Source organism: Phenylobacterium aquaticum (genome assembly GCF_022695515.1).
Lineage (GTDB): Bacteria > Pseudomonadota > Alphaproteobacteria > Caulobacterales > Caulobacteraceae > Phenylobacterium > Phenylobacterium aquaticum.
This window is the reverse complement of record NZ_JALDPT010000014.1, coordinates 1-18,951: the sequence shown is the minus strand read 5'-3', so window position 1 is coordinate 18,951 and position 18,951 is coordinate 1. Positions and strand designations below refer to the sequence as shown.

Sequence of the window (18,951 nt, the reverse complement as noted above, 5' to 3'; positions counted from 1 at the left end):
GTCCGGCTATGGTGGCGGCCTGTCCAGGAGCTCCCATGCGTCGCCTTCTTCCGCTGTTCGCCGCCCCCCTGCTGATCGCCGCCGGCCCCGCGCCCAAGCAGCCCGAGGTCGCCGCCGCCGTCGGCGAGGTCAGCCCCGCCCGACTGCAGGCGACCATCACCCGGCTCGTCGCCTTCGGCACCCGCCACACCCTGTCGGATCGGACCTCGCCCACCCGCGGCATCGGCGCCGCCGAGCGCTGGGCGGCCGGCGAATTCGCCGAGATGTCAAAGGCCTGCGGCGGCTGTCTTGAGGTGCAGGTCCCAAAGACCAGCTTCACCGGCCCGCGCATCCCCACCCCCACCGATGTCGGCGCAATCCTCGCGATCCAGAAGGGGACCAGCGATCCCAACCGGGTGATCGTGATCTCCGGCCACATCGACAGCCGGGTCTCCGACCCGATGAACGCGACCTCCGACGCGCCCGGCGCCAATGACGACGGCTCGGGCACCGCCGCGGTGATCGAGGCGGCCCGGGTTCTGTCGAAGCACAAGTTCCCGGCGACGATCGTCTACGCCGTGCTGGAGGGCGAGGAGCAGGGCCTGAACGGCGGCAAGGTGCTGGCCGCCTACGCCCGCGACCACGGCTGGGTCGTCGAGGCCGACCTGAACAACGACATCGTCGGCAACACCCACGGCTCCAGCGGCGCCCATGACGACACCCATGTGCGGGTGTTTTCCGAGGGCACCAAGACCCTGGAAAGCCCGGCCGACGCCAAGACCCGGCGCTATAACGGCGGCGAGGTCGACAGCCCCTCGCGCAACATGGCCCGCTTTATGGACCAGACGGCTGATCGCTATGTGAAGGGCCTGGACGTCGTCATGGTCTATCGCACCGACCGCTTCGGCCGGGGCGGCGACCAGACCGAGATGCTCAATGCCGGCTTCCCGGCGGTGCGCATCACCGAGGCCACGGAGAACTACGACCGCCAGCATCAGGACGTGCGCACCGAGAACGGACGGGCCTATGGCGACGTCGCCTCGGGGGTCGATATCCCCTACCTCGCCCAGGTCACCCGTTTGAACGTCGCCGCCCTCGCCAGCCTCGCCCGCGCCCCGGCGCCGCCGGAGGGGGTGAAGATCGAGGGCGCCGTCTCGCCCGACACCAAGGTCAGCTGGAGCCCCGTCGCCGGGGCGAGCGGCTATCGCATACATTGGCGCTCCACGACCGCGCCCCAGTGGGAGCACAGCCAGGCGGCGGCGACCTCGCCGGTGACGCTGAAGGGCGTGGTGATCGACGACTGGTTCTTCGGGGTCTCGGCGGTCAGCGCGGCGGGCGACGAGAGCCCGGTCGTGTTCCCCGGCCCGGCGGGGGATTTCATCTCGCCGGCGCCAGCGGCGAAATAGGGGCCGGCGGCGCGGCCGCGTCCACTCCCTCACCCAGTGGGGGAGGACCTTGGCCGGCGCACCGAAACGGGGCGTTCGGGCGTTGACGGACTGATGGTCCGCGCTTCTGGTTGACGCTCAAGACCAGGAGCCGCCCATGTCCCTTCGTATCCGCGCCGCCGCCGCGCTCGTCCTGCTAACCGCCGTCCAGGCCGGAAGCGCGGGCGCCGCCCCCAAGCCGGTGATCGATCCGGCCTGCTTCCAGGCCGTGGCCTGGGAGGTGGACCCCTCCGCCGAGCCCATTCAGATCAATGGCTGCCGGCCGGTCTCCCAGATCCCGGCGGCCAACGCCCAGGGCTGGATCGAGTTCGACCGCCCCGACAATGGCGGCTTCATCATGGGTAAGCTGGTCAGCGTGGCCAAGTCCGGCGCCGTGACCTTTGATGTGATCGACAATGGCGGCGGCAGCGGCAATTTCGGCTACCGCGTCACGGGCACGCCCAACGCCAAGGGCGTGCTGGCCAAGAAGGGCCTGAAGATCGCCCTGTCCGGCGGGCACTGATCCCGTCCTTGGGGACGCCGTAGAGAGTTGTCCACGAACCACACGAACCACACGAACCTGGAGCCTCTTGATCAAGGGAGGCGATCCGCAGGGGTCCTGGGAGCCTGTTCGTGCTTTTCGGGTTTTTCGTGGTCCGGTCTTGATGGCCCGTAGGCTTGGCGGGTCCGCCAGGATTTTGACCACGAAAAACACGAAAAGCACGAACGGAGCCAAGCTTAATCACGCGGGCCTCCGTTGAGGCGTCCGTGGGGTTCGTTAGGTTCGTGGGTCTTGATAGGCGCTGACGCTCCGGGCTGGGGTGCGGGCGGAACCTTGGTGAAGCTTGGGGGTTATGTCGGCCTGACATTCCCATTCGGAGCCACACCATGCGCGCCAAGATCATCGCCCCCGCCCTCATGTTCCTCGCCGTCGGCGCGACCCTGCTGCCCGCCACGGCGGCCGAAGCCCGTCATCGCCACGTCACCCATCGCGTCTGGGTCTGCGAGAACCCGCGCCACGCCGGCAACACCGGCACCATCGTCGGCGCGATCGGCGGCGCCCTGGTGGGCAACGCGGTCTCCTCGGGCGGCGGCAAGACGGGCGGCACCCTGATCGGCGCGGGCCTGGGCGGCGTCGCCGGCCACCAGATCGCCAAGCAGCACGCCAAGCGCAACTGCCACTACGAATATCGTTGAGGCTGAAGGGCCGCCTCGCCGCTTCCCCTCGGCCGTCATCCCCGGGCTTGTCCCGGGGACCCCTCTCTCGGCTTTTGCTGAGGCGGGATACGGAGAGGTCAGCACGTCACGTCCATCTCACCGGTGGCGGCGCGAGGGGGCCCCGGGACAAGCCCGGGGATGACGGTGGAGCGAATAGCGCTTGGGAGACCAGACGCCCCCCGCGCTCATGGCGCATAGCTTGACCGGGCCTTCACGCCCCAGTGGCCGTTTTCCAGCGTCACCACATAGATCGAATCAAAGCCGCCGATCACGCTGCCGTCGGCGCGATAGCGGCTGAAGCGGGTGTCGAAATGCACCTTGTCGGGGCCCGCATGGATCACCGCCCGGCGCTCCCAGGCCGAATGGTCCCACTCACTGAACGCGCCGCGCTCAAACATGCCCAGCTGATGATAGCCTGGCTCAATGATCGCCAAGGTCCCTGAGGCCAGGCGCACGCTGGGAAAATTGAAGGTCTTCTCCCAGGCGGCGAGGTCGCGGGCGTTGAAGGCGGTCATGAAGGCGTCGAGGCACGCCATGGCCCCGTCTATGGCGTCCTGGCGCCCGGACCGAACCTGCTCGCTCATGGTGCGTTTCCCTAAATTGGGGCGGAGACGTTTCGTCGCGCCTTCCCTTCGCCGTTTTGGCGGCTATCCTTCATAAAACCGACACGAGCGGAGCGCCGCCCATGAAATTGTCCAAGACGCAGCGGGCCCTGGCTCTGGCTCTCGTCCTCGCCGCCGGCGGCGCCGGCCTGGCGGCGGCCCAGACCAACCCCGTGGAGCCGCTGGTGCTGTCGGACGTGCCCGGCCTGGCCGGCGTGGTGAATGCGGTGACGCCCCCCGCGCAATAGGGCGCGTTTCCGGACTTCCCCACACCCGTTCTCCCCACTCAGCCGGCCCGCCGGAAGGTCAGGTTGTAACGAACGGCCCCGGTGAGCGGGTGCGTCCCCTCACCCAGCGGATGGACGCCGTGAAAGACCAGGCGGTCGGGGCCGCCCCAGACCACAACATCGCCGTGCAGCAGCGGAACCCGCCGGGGTCGGTCGGCGCGGGCCTGTCCGCCCCAGAGGAAGATGGCGGGCAAGCCGATCGAGACCGAGACGATCGGCTGGGTGAAGTCGGCCTCGTCGCGGTCCTGGTGCAGGCTCATGCGGGCGCCCGGGACATAGCGGTTGACCAGGCAGGCGTCCGGCCGGAAGTCCGGGAAGCCGGCCTCGGCGGCGGCGTCCCGCGCCAGGCCCTCGAACAGGGTGGGCATGGGAGGCCAGGATCGGCCCGTTTGCGGGTCGGTCCCCGCATAGCGGTAGCCCCGTGCGTCGGTGATCCAGCCCAGGGCCCCGCAATTGGTCATGGCCGCCGACATCGGCTTGCCGCCCGGCGTGATCTGATGGTGGAAGGGGGCGGCGGCGGCGATCCCGGCGATGTCGGCGACAAGCTCGGAGGCAAGGTCATGGGCCCGGCCGCGCAGCACCATGCCCCGGGGCCAAGGGTCTCCTGGCGGCGGACCGGGGGTTCCGGGGCGAAGAGATCCTGGGCGAAGAGGTCGGAAGCCATGGCCGCATCATGAGCCGCGCCGACGCGGGGCGCACCCCGGTCCTGGCGGTCAAATCGCCCGTTTGGCGGGTTCGTCCGGCCCCTCGCAACTTAACCGGCGCGCGCAGATGTCGCAGCGGCAACCCCAAAGCGTAGACTTATGGTCGACTATCGAGCTGATTCGGCGGACTGAGCGCCGCACAGGCGCTCACCTGCCCGCCGGGGCCGGGGGTGGACGCATGAATTTCTGCAATCGAACGACAATCCCGCAGGACGGCCGGAGCCATGGCGGGGGCCGATATGGATGACCCCGGACTGACGCCTGGCGGCGCGGGGCTTGAGGCCCTGGCGCTCGACCGACTCGCCCGCGCCGTGTGCGACCGGTCGGTCTGCATGCTGGACGAGGCCGGAATTGTGATCGGCTGGAACGCCGGCGGCGCGCGACAGACCCAGTACGAGGCGGCCGAGATCCTGGGGGAGAGCTTCGCGCGCTTCTACACCCCGGAGGACCGCAAGACCGGACTACCGGCCGAGGCCCTGCGCATTGCACGCCGCGACGGGCTCTATGAAGCCGAGGGCTGGCGGATGCGCCGCGACGGGACCAGCTTCTGGGTGCGAGTGGCGATCGAGGCCGTGACCGACGCGGCCGGCCGCAGGATCGGGTTCGCCCAGGTGATGACCGACATCACTGCCCAACGGGAGGCGGAGGCGCGGCGACGGGCCGAGGGCGAGACGGTCCCGGAAGCGACGGGGCTGGAGCGCCGGTCACGGGACCTAGCCCACGACGTCAACAACCTGCTGAGCGTCATCATCGCCGGCGCCGAACTGGGGTTGCGCGGCGCCGGCGAGCCGGAACGCGCGACCCTGCTGTTCGAGCAGATCCTGCGGGCGGCGCGACAGGGCGACGAACTGGTCGAGGCGGTGCGGGCGCTGGGCCAGGGCGCGGCGGCGCACGGGGTGGAGGCGCCCCCTGCCCCGGCCTACACGGCGGGCGGCGAGACGCCGCAGCGGATGGCGCCCCGCCCGGGCGGGCCGCATGTGCTGGTGGTCGACGACGATCCGGCCCTGGCCCTGCTGGCCAGCCAGCTGCTCGGGCATCTGGGGTGCCAGGCCGAGGTGGCGCACAGCGCCCAGGCGGCCCTCGACCGGCTGGCGGCGGCCCCCGATTTCGACCTGCTGTTCTGCGACATCATGATGCCGGGCGGCCTGAGCGGGGTGGCGCTCGGCAAGCGGGTGCGCGAGGCCTATCCGACCATGTCGATCCTGTTGACCACGGGATACAGCGACCGGCTGCAGTACCTGTCGGACTTCCCCATGCTGCGAAAGCCCTATGACCTGGACGCCCTGGAGGCCGCCGTGGCGGCCCTGACGCCCGCCCAGCATTAGCCGCAGCGGACCTCTTTGATGACGCCGGTCTCGGCGTCGTAGAAGAAATTCAGCCGCCGGGGATTGAAGTCCTGGGTCACCGGGCAGGTGGTGCAGGCGACGCGCTGCAGGGCCGGCAGGACCGGGATGGGGATCTCGGTGCGCGGCTGGCCGACCAGCTTCTGGGCTTCATAGGCGCCGCACATGTCGTGCGGCTGCGGGGCCGGGTTCTGGGGCGGCGGCTGCGGCTGGGGCGCGGGCTGCGGCTGGGGCGCCGGCGCGGGCGGGTTGCTGGCGCAGCTGACCAGGGTGAGCGCCAGGGCGGCGAGCGCGGCGGAGCCTGCGATGCGACGGATCATGCCTGTTTCTCCCAGCCGCGGCCCTGCTGTTTCCAGTAACTGACCGGCAGGCCGGACTTGCGGAACACGCTCCACTGGCGGCGCGCCTGGGCGAGCGCGGCCTCGTCGGCGCCGTCGAACATCACCACGCAGCGGGTGAAGGGTGTGACGTCGCCCGGCTCGGCGCCGTCGACCAGGAACAGGGCGTCGGCGGAATTGGGATTGTCCTGGCCCTCGGTCAGCAGGATCGGCTGGCGCGCGGCGCCGGGCTCGTCGGCCGGGGCGTGGGGCAGGAAGCTGTCGTCGCGATAGGCCCAGAGCCAGCCGTCGAGGTGCTCGACCCGGTCCTTGCCGGCGGCGCGGACAATGGCGCGCCAGCCCCGGGCCAGCGTCTTCTCCAGGAGCTCCGGCAGGGCCTGGTCAAGGCTGGTGCGCTCCAGATGGTAGAACCAGACCTCGCAGGGGGCGGCGGCGGTCATCCGCGGACCAGGTTGGAGATGGCGGTCATCACCTCCTCCGGATGGGTGAACATGGCCAGGTGGCTCAGGTCCTCCCGCAGGGTCGGGCGGCCGAGCGAGCGGGCGTGGGCGGCCTCGTTCTCATAGGCGCGGCTGAAGCGCAGATAGCTCCAGGCGACCTCGTCGGGCAGGTCGAGGTCGGGGGCGACCTCCTCCAGGAAGGCGAGCGGCGTCGGGCGCAGCTCGTCGCGGAACACGGCGCGAGCCGTGGGATCGTCGATCATGCCGGCGACGGAGTCGGGCGGGAACCATTCCTCCCAGCGCGGCACGAGCCCGTCCGTGGCGGTGGCGCGCAAGGCGGCGGCGAACTGATCGCCCGTGGTGTCGAGCCAGCTCCGCCCGGGGTGCGGCAATATGGCGTCGGCATAGACCACCTGCTCGATCATGCCGTCGGCCGCCGCGACGACGGAGGGGGCGAGCCCGCCGGCGCTAGAGTGGACCACCAGAGCCGCCGGCCCCTTGCCGTTGATCTGGCGCGCCACGCCCTTGCCGATGACCGGGTAGTAGGGCTGAGGCACCAGGCTCAGGTCGGGAATGGCCGGAAGCTGGATGTCGAACCCGCGCTCATGCGCCTCGGCCGCGACCGCCAGCCAGGCGGACGGGCCGATCAGCGGGCTGTGCAGGAGGATCAGACGCATCTCGCCTCTATTCTTCGTAGTGCTCCGCCACCATCCGGTTGAGCAGCCGGACGCCGAATCCCGTGGCGCCGTCGGGAATCGTCGGCACGGTAGACGGTTTTTTCCAGGCGGCGCCAGCGATGTCGAGATGGGCCCACGGCACGCCGTTGACGAAGCGCTGGATGAACATGGCCGCGGTGATCGACCCGCCGGGCCGGCCGCCGGTGTTCTTCATGTCGGCGATCACGCTGTCGATGTTCTTGTCGTAGTGGGCGGGCATCGGCATGCGCCAGAGCGGCTCGGCCTCGGTCTTGGAGGCGGCGAGGAGGTTCTCCGACAGCTCGTCATTGTTGGAGAACAGGCCGGCCACGTCGTCGCCCAGCGCGATGATGATCGCCCCGGTCAGGGTGGCGAGGTCGACCATGAACTTGGGCTTGAAGCGCTCCTGGCAGTACCAGATGGCGTCGGCCAGGACGAGGCGGCCCTCGGCGTCGGTGTTGATGATCTCGATGGTCTGGCCGGACATGGAGGTGACCACGTCGCCGGGGCGCTGGGCGTTGCCGTCGGGCATGTTCTCGACGATGCCCAGGATGCCGACGGCGTTGACCTTGGCCTTGCGGCCGGCCAGCACGTGCATCAGGCCGGCCACGGCGGCGGCGCCGCCCATGTCGGTCTTCATGTGCTCCATGCCGTCGGCGGGCTTGAGGCTGATGCCGCCGGTGTCGAAGCAGACGCCCTTGCCGACGAAGGCGATGGGCTGGGCGTCCTTGTCCTTGGCGCCGTTCCAGCGGATCACCGCCAGCTGGCTCTCGCGGACAGAGCCCTGCCCCACCCCGAGTAGCGAGCCCATGCCGAGCTTCATCATCTCGGGCTCGCCGAGCACCTCGACCTCGAGGCCCAGGCGTTCGAGCTCCTTTACCCGGCGGGCGAACTCGGCGGGATAGAGGACGTTCGGCGGCTCGGAGACTAGGTCGCGGGAGAAGGTCACGGCGTCGGCCAGGGCGGCGAGCGGGGCGAAGGCGTCGAGCGCCACGTCCGGGGTCTCGGCGGTGATCTGGGCCTTGACCAAGCTGGGCTTCTTCTCGGCCGGCTCCTTGGTGCGGTAGGCGTCGAAGCGGTAGGCGGCCAGGCGCACGCCCAGACCGGCGCGGGCGCTGAGCGCGGCGGAGGCGGCCGGCAGCTTGACCCGCAGGGTGGTGAGGCCGGAAGCCTTCACCGCACCGTAAGCCGCGGCGGCGGCCGTCTCGGCGGCCATTTCGTCAAAGGCGTCGGCCTTGCCCGCGCCGACCAGCAGCAGGCGGGCGGCGAGGCTGGATTCGGGGGCGAGCACGTCCAGGATCTGGCCCTTGGCGCCGGTGAACCGGGCCGCGCCGACCGCGCGGGCATAGGCGCCGCCCTCGAGGCCGGCGGCCTCGCCTTCGAACACCACGATGGCCAGAACCGCCTTTTCAGGAAGCGGCGCGTCCGCCACGACGAACTCGATCTCCATCATAATCTCTCAAAATCCTGGACCTGGCGCGGCCTGCGCCCCACATAGGCCTTACCCCACGCGACCGTTGCGGCGGTTGTGCGGCGCGGCGACGCATGGTTTAGAGCAGGTTCGCCCGCCGGGCGCGCCAAATTCTCGGCGAGATCCCGATTTTCTTCAGCATGCGTCTGATCGACCGTTACCTGCTGCGACAGCTTCTCGGCCCGACCGTGCTCGCCACGATCGCCCTGGCCGCGGTCGCCCTGTTGTCGACGAGCCTGTCGCAGCTGGACATCATCGTCAGCCAGCGCCAGAGCGCCCTGGTGTTCCTGGAAGTGACGCTGCTGGCTATGCCGCAGCTGATCAACATGATCCTGCCCATCGCGCTGCTGGTCGCCGCCCTGGTGGCGCTGAACCGGCTGCATGTGGACCAGGAGATCGTGGTCTGTTTCGCCGGCGGCATGAGCCGCTGGCGGGTGATCGCGCCGGCCATGTGGCTGGCCGCGGGGGTCACGGTGATCGCGCTCGTCCTGAACCTGTGGGTCCAGCCGGCGGCCGCGCGGGCCAGTCGCGAGATCCTGTTCCAGGTGCGCACCGATCTGGCCGCCACCCTGGTGCGCGAGGGCGAGTTCACAGAGCCCGCGCCGAACCTGACCGTCTACGCCCAGACCATCGATTCCGGCGGACTGATCCACAACCTGTTCATCCACCAGGCCAAGAGCGACGGCGGGGCCTCGACCTACATCGCCGACGAGGGCCGGATGGCCAAGCGCGGCGGCAAGCCGGTGCTCTTGATGCACCGCGGCTCGAACCAGGAGTTCAGCAAGACCGGCGTGCTGAACTTCCTGTCCTTCGACGACTATGTGTTCGACCTGTCGCAGTTCCTGACCGGCGACGAGATGGTCCACTACAAGCCGTCGGACCGCTATCTGCATGAGCTGCTGTTCCCCGACCTGACCCAGGACTGGGAGAAGAAGAACTATTGCAAGCTGCTGGCCGAGGGTCATTCGCGCCTGTCGACCCCGCTCTACAACATCACCTTCATGGCCTTTGCCCTGTGGGCCATCATCGGCGGCGGCTTCTCGCGCCTGGGCTACGGCCGGCGCATCGCCTCGATCGGCGGGGCGCCCCGGCCGTCCGAATCCTGGGCTTCGTGATCCAGGCGGGCAGCGAGGACGCGGCCTGGATCAATGTGCTGCAATATGTGGTCCCCGTCGCCGCCTGCGCCTGGGCCCTGGCCGGGATCTTCCGCCAGCAGGTGGCCAAGCCGTCGCTGTTGCGCCGTCACGCCGCGCCGCCGCTCGCGCCCGCGGGGGCCGCATGACCTTCGTCGGCCGCCTGGACCGCTATGTCCTGACCCGTAACTTCGTCGGCATCGCCGCGGCGCTCGCCGTGCTGTCGGCGGTGATCCTGCTGATCCAGTTCGTGGACCTGTCGCGCTCGGTGGGCGTGCGGGCCGACGTCACCGTCGCCCAGCTGTTCGGCCTGACCCTCTTGAAGGCGCCGGCGCTTATCCTGCTGCTGCTGCCCTTCGTCTTCCTGTTCGGGGGGATCAGCGCCTATGTCGGGCTGAACCGCCGCAGCGAGCTGGTGGCCATGCGGGCGGCGGGCGTCTCGGCCTGGCGCTTCATCCTGCCCTCGGCGGTGGCGGCCTTCCTGGTCGGCCTGACCTCGATCACCCTCCTGAACCCCGTGGCCTCGGCGCTCAGCGCCCGCTTCGAGAGCGAGCGCGCCCGGCTGATGGAGAACTACCTGACCGACACGCCCAAGGACGTCTGGCTGCGCCAGGGCGACGACCGCAACCAGATCGTGATCCACGCCAAGGTGCGCGACACGGTGGATGGCACGGTGCGGCTGCGCGGGGTCTCGCTGTTCGTCTATCAGAAGAACAAGGACGGGGCGCCGCAGTTCAAGCGCCGGCTGGAGGCCGCCGAGGCGCGGCTGCTGCCCGGCTTCTGGAAGCTGACCGACGTGCAGGAGGCCACCGCCGGCGAGAGCTCTGTGCGATCCGATTCGCTGTCGATCCGCTCCAGCCTGGATTCCGAGTCGGCGGCCGAGCGATTCTCCTCGGCCGAGGCGATCGCCTTCTGGCGCCTGCCTGCGGCGATCCGCATCACCGAGCAGGCCGGCTTCTCCGCCAACCGCTACAAGCTGCGCTTCCAGCAGCTCATGGCGACCCCCCTGTTGTTTTCGGCCATGTCGATCCTGGCGGCGGCGTTTTCCCTGCGCCTGGTGCGGCTTGGCGGGCTCGGAGGCCTGGTCGGAGCCGGCGTGGCGATCGGTTTCATCTTTTTCTTCTTCAACGAATTCTCCGGCGCCCTGGCCGGCGCCGACATCATTCCGCTGTTCGCCGCGGCCTGGGCCCCGCCGCTTGTCGCCCTGCTGTCGGGACTGACGCTGCTCTGCTACACCGAAGACGGTTGAATCGCTGGCGCACCTCGCTATCCATCCGCAGTATCGGCCTCGAAAAGGATCCGTCACGTCCATGAGTTCAGGCAGGCGCACAGCCTCGGTCAAACGCGGCCTGCTCGCGGGCGTCGCCCTGCTGGTCCTGTCATGGACCGGCGCGGCGCAGGCCCAGACGAGCGCCGTTCAGGCGGGCCATCCGAACCCGGCCAAGACCGGCATGGGCCCCATCCGGCCGAACCGTCCCGTCGTGGCCGCGGCCAGCGACGGGCTGAAGGACGGCGAGCTCTACCTCGAAGCCGACCTGGTCACGCGCAACGACAAGACCAAGATCACGACGGCCGAGGGCTCGGTCGAGGTCCGCTACGAGGGCCGCACCCTGCGCGCCAACCAGCTGGTCTATGACGAGGCCCGCGGGGTGATGACCGCCAAGGGCGAGGTCCAGATCCTCAATCCCGACGGCAGCGTCGAGTTCGCTGACCAGATCGTGCTGGACGACGCCATGAAGGCCGGCGCCGCCGAGGGGTTCTCGGCGCGTATGCCCGGCAACATCAAGATGGCCGGCGCCAGCGCGATCCGCCGCAACGGCGAGGTCAATGAGCTGAACCGGGCGATCTATACGCCCTGCGACATCTGCGCGAAGGACGGTTCGCCCAAGACCCCGACCTGGTCGATCCGGGCGGACAAGGTGGTGCAGGACCACGCCCATCAGCTGGTCTATTACCGCAATGCGGTGATCCAGATCATGGGCGCGCCGGTGCTGTTCCTGCCAGTGTTCTGGCATCCCGATCCGCAGGCGGTGCGCAAGTCCGGGTTCCTGGAGCCGCGCTTCGGCCAGTCGAACCGCCGGGGCCTGTCCTATGAGCAGCCCTATCTGCAGGTTCTGTCAGACTCTTCGGATGTCACCGTAAGTCCCCAGATCAACACGAAAGTTAACCCGTTCATCAATGCGCATTACCGGCAGCGCTTCTATTCCGGCGCGCTGGACGCCCGGGTCGGCTACACCCACGACACCGACTTCGACGGCAAGGGCCACGCCTTTGGCGACGACACCTCGCGCAGCTATGTGCTGGCGTCGGGCTCCTTCGCGCTGAACGACAAGTGGCGGTGGGGCTTCACCGCCGAGCGCGCCTCCGACGACCGGATCTTCGACAAGTACGAGGTGGGCGACGTCTATGTGGCCCGCGGCCCCTATGTGGCCGACGACCGTCGCCTGATCTCGCAGCTCTATGCGACCCGCCAGTCGGAGAAGTCCTGGTTCTCGGCCGGGGCCTTCTCGATCCAGGGCCTGCGCACGAGCGACAATGATCGCACCTTCCCGGTGGTCGGGCCGCTGATCGAAGCCCGGTGGGAGCCCAATGTCGACCTGCTGAACGGCCGCCTGCGCCTGTTGGGGTCTGCCGTCGCGCTCACCCGCGACCAGTCGCCGTCCAACGCCGCCCTGCCCGGTCTCGACAGCCGGCGGATCACCGCCGAGGCGGACTGGCGGTCAAACTACACGCTCTCCAGCGGCATCCGCATCTCGCCCTTCGCCGACGTGCGCGCCGACGGCTTCAGCATCGGCGACATGAGTGGCATGTCGAGCTCGTCCAAGACCCAGGGCCGCGGCCTGGCCGTGGCCGGCGCCGATTTCACTTGGCCCTTCGCCCGGCGGTTCAAGACCTCGACCGTAGTCCTTGAACCTGTTGCACAAATCGCCGTTTCGCCCAAGGCGACCCAGATCGTGGTCAGCCGGTCGAGCACGGGGGTGGCGACCTATCTGGACGAAGACACCCTGGCCTTCGAGTTCGACGAGACCAATCTGTTCCGGGCCAACAAGTTCCCCGGTTACGATCTCTATGAGGATGGCGCGCGCTGAATGTCGCCGGGCGGGCCTCGGTCTTCTGGGACGACGGCCGTCGGGCCAGCGTGCTGATCGGGCGCAGCTTCCGCGACACCAACAACAGTGTGTTCTCCTCCACCAGCGGGCTTGCGACCAAGTCCTCGGACTGGATCGTGGCCACCGACGCCCAGCCCATGAAGGGCGTGTCTTTCTTCGGCCGGGCCCGGCTGGACGCCGACGACCTGACCGTTCAGCGGGCCGAAGCCGGGGTGAACGTCACCCTGAAGCGCGGCAACGGCTACTTCCGCTATCTCAGCAATGTGGCCGACGCCAATGGCTCCAAGGTCGAGAACCTGGATATGGGCGGCGAGGTCTATCTGTCCAAGCACTGGGGCCTGACGGCCTATGGCAACCGCGATCTGGTCCAGGACGCCTGGGTCATCCGCGACATCGGCGTGGTCTATCGCGACGAATGCACCCGCATCGACGTGATCTATCGCCGCGAGGACACCGTGGTCGGCCGGCTGGGTCCGTCCGAATCCATCGCCGTGCGCCTCACCCTCGCCACATTGGGCGGACCGATGTATGCCAACTAAAATCACCGGCCGGGACGGCTGTCCCGACCGCCAGACGTCGATCCAAGGAATGCACCACTCCATGATGCGCGCGCGTAAAGTCACGGGCCTTCCGGCGCGCGGCGCTGTCCTTCTGGCCGCCCTGGCGTTGACCGCCGCGCCCGGCCCCGCCGCCGCACAGGCCACCGCCGCGCCCGCGGGCGCGGAAGCGCCGCCGGCCGACGCGGCCCCCGCCCCGCGTCCCGGCCTGTCGGAATCCGTCGCCGCCATCGTCAATGATGAGATCATCTCGACCTATGACCTGGCGCAGCGCATGCGCCTGGTCATCGCGACCTCGGGCGTCCAGCCCACCGAACAGAACCTGCCCCAGTTCCAGCGCGAGGCCCTGATCGGCCTGGTGGACGAGCATCTTCAGATGCACGAGCTGCGCCGCGTCGAGAAGGAACAGAAGATGAGCCTGATCGCCGACGATCAGGAGGTCGACGAAGAGATCGCGGCCATGGGCAAGGAAAACAATCTCGGCTTTGACCAGTTCAAGGCCCAGCTCGCCGCCCAGGGCATCGGCATCGACACCCTGCGCGCCCAGATCCGCGCCCAGACCAGCTGGTCGCGCTGGATCCGCGGCCGCTACGGTTCGCGCCTGCGCATCGGCGAGGACCAGATCAAGGCCCAGCTGGAGCGCATCTCCGCCGCCGCCAGCAAGCCCCAGTACCAGATTTCGGAAGTGTTCCTGGACGCCAACCGCGTCGGCGGGATGGAAGTCGCAGTGAACGGCGCCAATCAGCTGGTCACCCAGATGCAGCAGGGCGCGCCGTTCCAGGCCGTGGCCCGGCAGTTCTCCGCCTCGGCCACCGCGGCCAGCGGCGGCGATGTGGGCTGGATCTCCAGCGGCGAAATGGCCCCCGAGGTCGAGGCCGCCGTCGCCGAGATGCGCCCGGGTCAGCTGTCCAAGCCGATCCCGGTCCGGGACGGGGTCTACATCATCTATCTGCGCGACAAGCGGTCGGGGTCCGACGCCACGGTCGTCAATCTGAAGCAGGCCGCCGTCGCCCTGGCCGAAGGGGCGCCCGCGGACCAGGTCGAGGCCGCCACGGCCAAGCTGAACGCCCTGCGCGCCCAGGTCACCGGCTGCGGCGACCTGGAGGCCAAGGCCGCCAAGGTCAGCGGCGTGGTCGCCGGCGATCTCGGCGAGGCGGAGATCAAGGACCTGGCGCCGGCGTTCCGCGAGGCCGCCCAGAGCCTGCAGGCCGGTCAGGTGTCGCAGCCGATCCGGACCTCCGCGGGTCTTCACCTGCTGGCCGTCTGCGGCAAAAGGTCTGGTGGCCAGGAAGCCATGAGCCATGATCAGATCGAAAATCGTCTATACGGGCAGCAACTGAGCATGATTGCGCGGCGTTACATGCGTGATCTCAGGAACTCCGCCACGATCGAGACGCGCTGATCCCCTATTCGGGATTAGGTTTCTGGTTCTTGTGAACTTCGATCAGTCACATCTGAACAGCGCCAGCTCGAGGGAGTCGCTCGAGCCTCGAGGTACGGTGAAAAACGGTCCGCTCGCCCTGACCCTTGGGGATCCCGCCGGGATCGGCCCCGAAATCGTGGTCAAGGCCTGGGCCCAGCTCCGCGAGTCCGGGCCCCGCTTCCTGGTGGTCGGCGACTATCAGTCCCTGGCCTCCGCCTCGGCGGCCGGCGGCGGGGTCGTGCAAAGGATCACCGCCCCGGACCAGGCGGCCCGCGTGTTCGCCGACGCCGTGCCGGTGCTCGACATGCCGCTCAAGGCGCCCGTGGTGGCGGGCCAGCCCAGCCCCAGCGCCGCGCCCTCGGTGATCCAGTGGATCGAGACGGCGGTGGGCCTCGCCCTATCCGGCGCGGTCTCCGGCCTGGTGACGGCTCCGATCGCCAAGGCGCCGCTCTATGAGGCGGGCTTCAAATTTCCCGGCCATACCGAATTCCTCGGCGAACTGACCCAGGCGGCCCGCTATGACGGCGCGCGCGGGCCGATCATGATGCTGGCCGCGCCGGGCCTGCGCACCACCCTGGTGACCGTCCACGAGCCCCTGGCCCGCGTGCCGGGCCTGTTGTCGGTGGAGCTGATCGTCAATGCCGGCCTCGTCACCGCCCAGGCCCTGCGCCGGGATTTCGGGATCGCCGCGCCGCGGGTGGCGGTGGCCGGCCTGAACCCCCACGCCGGCGAAGGCGGCGGCCTGGGACGGGAGGACGGCGAGATCATTGAGCCTGCGATCCGCGCCCTGCGCGACCTGGGGGTCAACGCCACCGGCCCGCATCCGGCCGACAGTCTGTTCGCCGCCGAGATGCGCGAGCGCTATGACGCGGTCCTGTGCATGTATCACGATCAGGCGCTTATCCCTGTGAAAATGCTGGATATGTGGGGCGGTGTTAATGTGACGCTTGGCCTGCCGATCGTCCGCACTTCGCCCGATCACGGGACCGCCTTCGACATCGCCGGCCGCGGGCTGGCGCGGGCCGACAGCCTGGTCGCCGCCCTGCGGATGGCCGAGGACATCGTCAGTCGCAGGGCCGCATGAGCGCGCTGGAAGACCTGCCGCCGCTTCGCGAGACCCTGGCGGCGCACGACCTGCTGGCCAAGAAGAGCTTCGGCCAGCACTTCCTGCTGGACCTCAACATCACCCGCAAGATCGCCCGCCTGGCCGAGGTCGGCGAGGGCCAGAGGGTGATCGAGGTTGGGCCGGGCCCCGGCGGCCTGACCCGCGCCCTGCTGGAGACCGGCGCCCGGGTGACGGCGGTGGAGATGGATCCGCGCTTCGAGCCCCTGCTCCATGAGCTGTCGGCGGCGGCGGACGGACGGCTGACCCTGGTGATCGCCGACGCCCTGAAGGTCGACGAGGCGCAGCTGGCGGGGGGCGAGCCGGCGGCGATCGTGTCCAACCTGCCCTACAATGTCGGCACGCCGCTGCTGATCAAGTGGCTGACCGGCCCCTTCACCCCGGTCAGCATGACCCTGATGTTCCAGAAGGAGGTCGCCGAGCGGATCGTCGCTGAACCGGGATCCGAGGCCTATGGACGGCTGGCGGTGATCTCCCAGGCCTGCGCGCGGGCCCGGCTGGTGATGGACGCCCCGGCGCGCGCCTTCACCCCGCCGCCCAAGGTGGATTCGGCCGTGGTGCGGCTGGTCCCCCGCGAGGACCGCCCTGCCCCCGCCCGGCTGGCCGCCCTGCAGGCCGTGACCCAGGCGGCGTTCGGCCAGAGGCGCAAGATGCTGCGGGCCAGCCTGAAGGCGCTGGGCGGCGGCGAGCTGTGCGAGGCGGCGGGCCTGGCCTCGGACATCCGCGCCGAGACCGTGGGGATCGAGGGGTTCCTGGCCCTGGCGGACGCGCTGATCGCGCGGCGGGCCGGCTAGTCGGGCTGATTGTTCACCCGGGCGCGGGCCCGGCATTCGGCGCGGTAGAGGTCCGGACCGGCGTGATCCTCGAAGCCGAGGGGCCCGGTCGGATATTCTGGACAGCGGCTTTCCTGGCGGGTCGACTCGCCCAGGGCCAGGCCGAGGGCGAAGGACGAGTGATCCCCGCCATAGCCGCCGAAGCGGCCAAAGCCCGGGCCGCCATAGCCATAGCCAAAGCCGCCGCGGCGGCCGCCCTTGGCCTCGCTGACCGCGAGCGTCAGGGTTCCCGTCTCGCCGATCGGCATGACCGACACCGCATAGGCGCTGCGATAGCCGCCGGAGCCGACCGTGACGCCGACCTCGCCATGCACCTTGCGCGGGGCCTGGGAGGTGGTGACGCCGTCCGGGGCGCCGTCATCGAGGTCGACGGGCGGGGCCTTCTTGATCCAGCTGTCGATCTGGGCGGCGGTGTCGGCGGAGGTGGTCGTGGAGCTCGTCTGGGCGGGCGCGGCGCTGGCGGCGGCCGTCACCGGGGCCGGCGCGGTCGAGATCGCTTCCTGGGCGCCGGCGGTCGATGCGGCGGCCAGGGCCGCGGCCAGGGCGGCGAACAGGGGGATGCGGGTCATGGCGGGCCTCGTCAGCAGGATCGCAGCTTCGCGGTCGAATGCGGCGAGGCCAAGGCCCTAGTGTAACAGGCTGGCCGCGCCATCCCAGGCGAGTTTGCCGCCGACCAGGATCAGCAGGACATAGATGACCTGGTAGAAGCGCTCGGCGGGCACCCGGCGGACCAGCCAGACCCCGGCCCAGGTCGAGCCGATGGCCACCGGCAGCAGCACCGCCGAGGTGGACAGGCTGGCGCGGGTGAACTGGCCGAGCGCCAGATAGGCCGGCACCTTCATCCAGTTCACCGCGGCGAAGAACAGGGCGCTGGTGCCGATGAACACGTCGCGCGGCAGGCGCTTGGGCAGGACGTACATCTGGAAGGGCGGGCCGCCGGCGTGGCTGATCTGGCTGGTGAAGCCGGCCGCGGCGCCGGCCAGGACCCCGCGCCAGGGCAGCCCCTCGGGACGGGGCTCGGGCAACTGGGCGCCGCCGCGCTCGACCCACAGGCGCTGGACCGCAAAGACGACCGAGATGGCGCCGATCGCCAGTTCCACCGCCCCGGGCTTCACGAAGGCGGCGAGCGCATAGCCGGCGAAGATCCCGACCGCGGCGCTGGGCAGCATCAGGATCAGGATCTTGCGGTCCCAGGTGCGGCGGAAGGCCCAGACGCTGACCACGTCCTGGACGATCAGGATGGGCAGGGTGATCGAGGCGGCGGTGACCGGCGAGACGGCCAGCGCCATCAGCGGCACGGCGATGACGCCGATGCCGGCGAAGCCACCCTTGGCCAGGCCCAGGATGATGACCGCCGGAACAGCCAGCGCATAGAACAACGGATCGGTGATCATGGACGCGTCCCGCGACGGCCAGGCCGTCCCCAGGGCTTCCCTAGAGGGCCGCGACCCGCTCCGCCAGGGCCCGGTTCACCGCCTCATAGGCCGGGACGAAATCGCGCGCGATCTGGGCGGCCGAGAAGGTGGCCGGGATCAGACCGTGCAGATCCTCGCCATGGCGCAGATGGGTCCCTTGCCCGTCCGGCTCCAGCTCGAAGTGGTGGCGGCCGCGGAACAGCAGCGGGACGGATCCCGCCCAGGCCAGGCTGCGGCCGCGCTCGCAGGCCACCAGGGTGACGGTCTGGCGGATGACGCCGGTGGGCCGGGCCAGATTGCGGAACACCATGGGGATGCGGGCGCCTAGCCGGGCCTCGCCGCGAGCCTCCAGATTGAGCGGGTTCCATTCGCCGTAGCGGGCGAAGTCGGCCAGCACGTCCCAGACGGCCTGCGGCGGGGCGGCGATCCTCGCCTCGGTGCGAATCAGCGGCATGGGGGAAGCAATCCTCGGCGGGGCGACTGAGGGGCAATATGGCGGGGTCCGAGGCTGTCGCCTAGCGGGCGGGCGCCCGGCGCCCAAAGGTTCCGCGACGGCTGCTCACGAAAGCTTGATCCGCCCCATGGTCAAGCCTAGGCTTCACCCAGTCCTTCGCGTGATTCCGACTCCGTGGTGGCGTCGGGCTCCTCAGCTGGACATTCGGGAGAGAAACCTCATGAAGAAGTCCGCCATTCTGACGACTGTTGTCGCCCTGGCCGCCGCCGCGTCGCTCGCCGCCTGCAGCAAGCCGAAGGAAGAAGCCGCCGCTCCGGCCGCTGACGCCGCCGCTGCTCCGGCTGCTGCGCCGGCCGCCGACGCCGCCGCTGCTCACCCTGCTCTATGGCTGCGGTCTGCGGA

The 18,951-nt window shown here is 69.7% G+C and carries 23 protein-coding genes; 14 read left to right on the top strand and 9 right to left on the bottom strand.

Annotated elements, in window-relative coordinates; genetic code table 11:
* Nucleotides 1–35 precede the first annotated feature (35 nt).
* The 3 genes from MQH10_RS11920 (at nucleotide 36) to MQH10_RS11910 (ending at nucleotide 2,600) form a co-directional block, all read left to right on the top strand.
* Nucleotides 36–1,385 (top strand): M28 family metallopeptidase, encoded by a 1,350-nt coding sequence (locus MQH10_RS11920; protein WP_242564276.1) that lies wholly within the window; start codon nucleotides 36–38, stop codon nucleotides 1,383–1,385.
* Between the two features lie 136 nt (nucleotides 1,386–1,521).
* Nucleotides 1,522–1,926, top strand: a complete 405-nt coding sequence (locus MQH10_RS11915) for a hypothetical protein (protein ID WP_242564275.1) — start codon at nucleotides 1,522–1,524, stop codon at nucleotides 1,924–1,926.
* Nucleotides 1,927–2,291: 365 nt separating this feature from the next.
* Nucleotides 2,292–2,600, top strand: coding sequence for a glycine zipper 2TM domain-containing protein (locus MQH10_RS11910; protein WP_242564274.1), 309 nt, complete (start codon nucleotides 2,292–2,294; stop codon nucleotides 2,598–2,600).
* A 206-nt stretch (nucleotides 2,601–2,806) separates the two neighbouring features.
* On the opposite strand, the gene MQH10_RS11905 is transcribed toward MQH10_RS11910, so the two are convergent.
* A complete protein-coding gene (locus tag MQH10_RS11905; RefSeq protein ID WP_242564273.1) occupies nucleotides 2,807–3,205 on the bottom strand; it encodes a hypothetical protein in 399 nt (132 codons plus the stop codon).
* A gap of 101 nt (nucleotides 3,206–3,306) precedes the next feature.
* Here MQH10_RS11905 and MQH10_RS11900 point away from each other — a divergent pair, with 101 nt between their 5' ends.
* Nucleotides 3,307–3,471: a hypothetical protein gene (locus MQH10_RS11900; RefSeq protein ID WP_242564272.1), complete on the top strand. Its 165-nt coding sequence runs from the start codon at nucleotides 3,307–3,309 to the stop codon at nucleotides 3,469–3,471.
* 38 nt (nucleotides 3,472–3,509) lie between these two features.
* On the opposite strand, the gene alkB is transcribed toward MQH10_RS11900, so the two are convergent.
* The gene (gene alkB / locus MQH10_RS11895) at nucleotides 3,510–4,094 is read right to left on the bottom strand and encodes a DNA oxidative demethylase AlkB (RefSeq protein WP_242564271.1); all 585 of its coding nucleotides are present in this window, start codon (nucleotides 4,092–4,094) and stop codon (nucleotides 3,510–3,512) included.
* A gap of 359 nt (nucleotides 4,095–4,453) precedes the next feature.
* Here alkB and MQH10_RS11890 point away from each other — a divergent pair, with 359 nt between their 5' ends.
* Nucleotides 4,454–5,539, top strand: coding sequence for a response regulator (locus tag MQH10_RS11890; protein WP_242564270.1), 1,086 nt, complete (start codon nucleotides 4,454–4,456; stop codon nucleotides 5,537–5,539).
* Here MQH10_RS11890 and MQH10_RS11885 read toward each other — a convergent pair.
* From MQH10_RS11885 to MQH10_RS11870, 4 genes are read right to left on the bottom strand one after another with little or no spacing between them, the layout of a single operon-like run.
* The gene (locus MQH10_RS11885) at nucleotides 5,536–5,877 is read right to left on the bottom strand and encodes a peptidase inhibitor I78 (protein WP_242564269.1); all 342 of its coding nucleotides are present in this window, start codon (nucleotides 5,875–5,877) and stop codon (nucleotides 5,536–5,538) included. The genes MQH10_RS11890 and MQH10_RS11885 overlap by 4 nt on opposite strands.
* A complete protein-coding gene (locus MQH10_RS11880) occupies nucleotides 5,874–6,335 on the bottom strand; it encodes a DNA polymerase III subunit chi (RefSeq protein WP_242564268.1) in 462 nt (153 codons plus the stop codon). The genes MQH10_RS11885 and MQH10_RS11880 overlap by 4 nt, the downstream gene beginning before the upstream one ends.
* Nucleotides 6,332–7,012, bottom strand: coding sequence for a hypothetical protein (locus MQH10_RS11875; protein ID WP_242564267.1), 681 nt, complete (start codon nucleotides 7,010–7,012; stop codon nucleotides 6,332–6,334). The genes MQH10_RS11880 and MQH10_RS11875 overlap by 4 nt, the downstream gene beginning before the upstream one ends.
* 7 nt (nucleotides 7,013–7,019) lie before the next feature.
* Nucleotides 7,020–8,480, bottom strand: a complete 1,461-nt coding sequence (locus tag MQH10_RS11870; protein WP_242564266.1) for a leucyl aminopeptidase — start codon at nucleotides 8,478–8,480, stop codon at nucleotides 7,020–7,022.
* Nucleotides 8,481–8,641: 161 nt separating this feature from the next.
* Here MQH10_RS11870 and lptF point away from each other — a divergent pair, with 161 nt between their 5' ends.
* From lptF to rsmA, 8 genes are all read left to right on the top strand, one after another.
* Nucleotides 8,642–9,616 (top strand): LPS export ABC transporter permease LptF, encoded by a 975-nt coding sequence (gene lptF / locus MQH10_RS11865; RefSeq protein WP_336605087.1) that lies wholly within the window; start codon nucleotides 8,642–8,644, stop codon nucleotides 9,614–9,616.
* Complete coding sequence (locus MQH10_RS26830; protein ID WP_336605086.1) at nucleotides 9,613–9,783, top strand: hypothetical protein; 171 nt, start codon at nucleotides 9,613–9,615, stop codon at nucleotides 9,781–9,783. The genes lptF and MQH10_RS26830 overlap by 4 nt, the downstream gene beginning before the upstream one ends.
* The gene (gene lptG / locus MQH10_RS11860; RefSeq protein ID WP_242564265.1) at nucleotides 9,780–10,883 is read left to right on the top strand and encodes an LPS export ABC transporter permease LptG; all 1,104 of its coding nucleotides are present in this window, start codon (nucleotides 9,780–9,782) and stop codon (nucleotides 10,881–10,883) included. The genes MQH10_RS26830 and lptG overlap by 4 nt, the downstream gene beginning before the upstream one ends.
* Before the next feature lie 61 nt (nucleotides 10,884–10,944).
* A complete protein-coding gene (locus MQH10_RS11855) occupies nucleotides 10,945–12,723 on the top strand; it encodes an LPS-assembly protein LptD (protein ID WP_336605085.1) in 1,779 nt (592 codons plus the stop codon).
* A gap of 50 nt (nucleotides 12,724–12,773) precedes the next feature.
* Complete coding sequence (gene lptD, locus MQH10_RS26825) at nucleotides 12,774–13,283, top strand: LPS assembly protein LptD (RefSeq protein ID WP_336605084.1); 510 nt, start codon at nucleotides 12,774–12,776, stop codon at nucleotides 13,281–13,283.
* A 64-nt stretch (nucleotides 13,284–13,347) separates the two neighbouring features.
* On the top strand, nucleotides 13,348–14,703 hold the full coding sequence (locus tag MQH10_RS11850) for a peptidylprolyl isomerase (protein ID WP_242564264.1): 1,356 nt from the start codon (nucleotides 13,348–13,350) through the stop codon (nucleotides 14,701–14,703).
* Nucleotides 14,704–14,800: 97 nt separating this feature from the next.
* On the top strand, nucleotides 14,801–15,808 hold the full coding sequence (pdxA, locus tag MQH10_RS11845) for a 4-hydroxythreonine-4-phosphate dehydrogenase PdxA (RefSeq protein ID WP_242564263.1): 1,008 nt from the start codon (nucleotides 14,801–14,803) through the stop codon (nucleotides 15,806–15,808).
* Nucleotides 15,805–16,641, top strand: a complete 837-nt coding sequence (gene rsmA, locus MQH10_RS11840) for a 16S rRNA (adenine(1518)-N(6)/adenine(1519)-N(6))-dimethyltransferase RsmA (RefSeq protein ID WP_242564262.1) — start codon at nucleotides 15,805–15,807, stop codon at nucleotides 16,639–16,641. The genes pdxA and rsmA overlap by 4 nt, the downstream gene beginning before the upstream one ends.
* On the opposite strand, the gene MQH10_RS11835 is transcribed toward rsmA, so the two are convergent.
* The 3 genes from MQH10_RS11835 to MQH10_RS11825 are packed head-to-tail and all read right to left on the bottom strand — an operon-like array spanning nucleotide 16,638 to nucleotide 18,549.
* The gene (locus MQH10_RS11835) at nucleotides 16,638–17,249 is read right to left on the bottom strand and encodes a hypothetical protein (protein WP_242564261.1); all 612 of its coding nucleotides are present in this window, start codon (nucleotides 17,247–17,249) and stop codon (nucleotides 16,638–16,640) included. The two genes, rsmA and MQH10_RS11835, sit on opposite strands and share 4 nt — an antisense overlap.
* A gap of 57 nt (nucleotides 17,250–17,306) precedes the next feature.
* The gene (locus MQH10_RS11830) at nucleotides 17,307–18,074 is read right to left on the bottom strand and encodes a sulfite exporter TauE/SafE family protein (protein WP_242564260.1); all 768 of its coding nucleotides are present in this window, start codon (nucleotides 18,072–18,074) and stop codon (nucleotides 17,307–17,309) included.
* Nucleotides 18,075–18,114: 40 nt separating this feature from the next.
* On the bottom strand, nucleotides 18,115–18,549 hold the full coding sequence (locus MQH10_RS11825; RefSeq protein WP_242564259.1) for an SRPBCC domain-containing protein: 435 nt from the start codon (nucleotides 18,547–18,549) through the stop codon (nucleotides 18,115–18,117).
* 220 nt (nucleotides 18,550–18,769) lie between these two features.
* Between MQH10_RS11825 and MQH10_RS11820 the strand changes: the two genes are divergently transcribed.
* Nucleotides 18,770–18,951, top strand: a 182-nt coding sequence (locus MQH10_RS11820) for a hypothetical protein (protein WP_242564258.1), incomplete at its 3' end; no start/stop codon positions are given.

Excerpts from the sequence above, each read along its gene's own strand:
- MQH10_RS11920 (WP_242564276.1), top strand. The coding sequence starts at position 36 with ATGCGTCGCCTTCTTCCGCTGTTCGCCGCCCCCCTGCTGATCGCCGCC.
- MQH10_RS11915 (WP_242564275.1), top strand. The coding sequence starts at position 1,522 with ATGTCCCTTCGTATCCGCGCCGCCGCCGCGCTCGTCCTGCTAACCGCC.
- MQH10_RS11910 (WP_242564274.1), top strand. The coding sequence starts at position 2,292 with ATGCGCGCCAAGATCATCGCCCCCGCCCTCATGTTCCTCGCCGTCGGC.
- MQH10_RS11905 (WP_242564273.1), bottom strand. The coding sequence starts at position 3,205 with ATGAGCGAGCAGGTTCGGTCCGGGCGCCAGGACGCCATAGACGGGGCC.
- MQH10_RS11900 (WP_242564272.1), top strand. The coding sequence starts at position 3,307 with ATGAAATTGTCCAAGACGCAGCGGGCCCTGGCTCTGGCTCTCGTCCTC.
- alkB (WP_242564271.1), bottom strand. The coding sequence starts at position 4,094 with ATGGTGCTGCGCGGCCGGGCCCATGACCTTGCCTCCGAGCTTGTCGCC.
- MQH10_RS11890 (WP_242564270.1), top strand. The coding sequence starts at position 4,454 with ATGGATGACCCCGGACTGACGCCTGGCGGCGCGGGGCTTGAGGCCCTG.
- MQH10_RS11885 (WP_242564269.1), bottom strand. The coding sequence starts at position 5,877 with ATGATCCGTCGCATCGCAGGCTCCGCCGCGCTCGCCGCCCTGGCGCTC.
- MQH10_RS11880 (WP_242564268.1), bottom strand. The coding sequence starts at position 6,335 with ATGACCGCCGCCGCCCCCTGCGAGGTCTGGTTCTACCATCTGGAGCGC.
- MQH10_RS11875 (WP_242564267.1), bottom strand. The coding sequence starts at position 7,012 with ATGCGTCTGATCCTCCTGCACAGCCCGCTGATCGGCCCGTCCGCCTGG.
- MQH10_RS11870 (WP_242564266.1), bottom strand. The coding sequence starts at position 8,480 with ATGGAGATCGAGTTCGTCGTGGCGGACGCGCCGCTTCCTGAAAAGGCG.
- lptF (WP_336605087.1), top strand. The coding sequence starts at position 8,642 with ATGCGTCTGATCGACCGTTACCTGCTGCGACAGCTTCTCGGCCCGACC.
- lptG (WP_242564265.1), top strand. The coding sequence starts at position 9,780 with ATGACCTTCGTCGGCCGCCTGGACCGCTATGTCCTGACCCGTAACTTC.
- MQH10_RS11855 (WP_336605085.1), top strand. The coding sequence starts at position 10,945 with ATGAGTTCAGGCAGGCGCACAGCCTCGGTCAAACGCGGCCTGCTCGCG.
- MQH10_RS11850 (WP_242564264.1), top strand. The coding sequence starts at position 13,348 with ATGCGCGCGCGTAAAGTCACGGGCCTTCCGGCGCGCGGCGCTGTCCTT.
- rsmA (WP_242564262.1), top strand. The coding sequence starts at position 15,805 with ATGAGCGCGCTGGAAGACCTGCCGCCGCTTCGCGAGACCCTGGCGGCG.
- MQH10_RS11835 (WP_242564261.1), bottom strand. The coding sequence starts at position 17,249 with ATGACCCGCATCCCCCTGTTCGCCGCCCTGGCCGCGGCCCTGGCCGCC.
- MQH10_RS11830 (WP_242564260.1), bottom strand. The coding sequence starts at position 18,074 with ATGATCACCGATCCGTTGTTCTATGCGCTGGCTGTTCCGGCGGTCATC.
- MQH10_RS11825 (WP_242564259.1), bottom strand. The coding sequence starts at position 18,549 with ATGCCGCTGATTCGCACCGAGGCGAGGATCGCCGCCCCGCCGCAGGCC.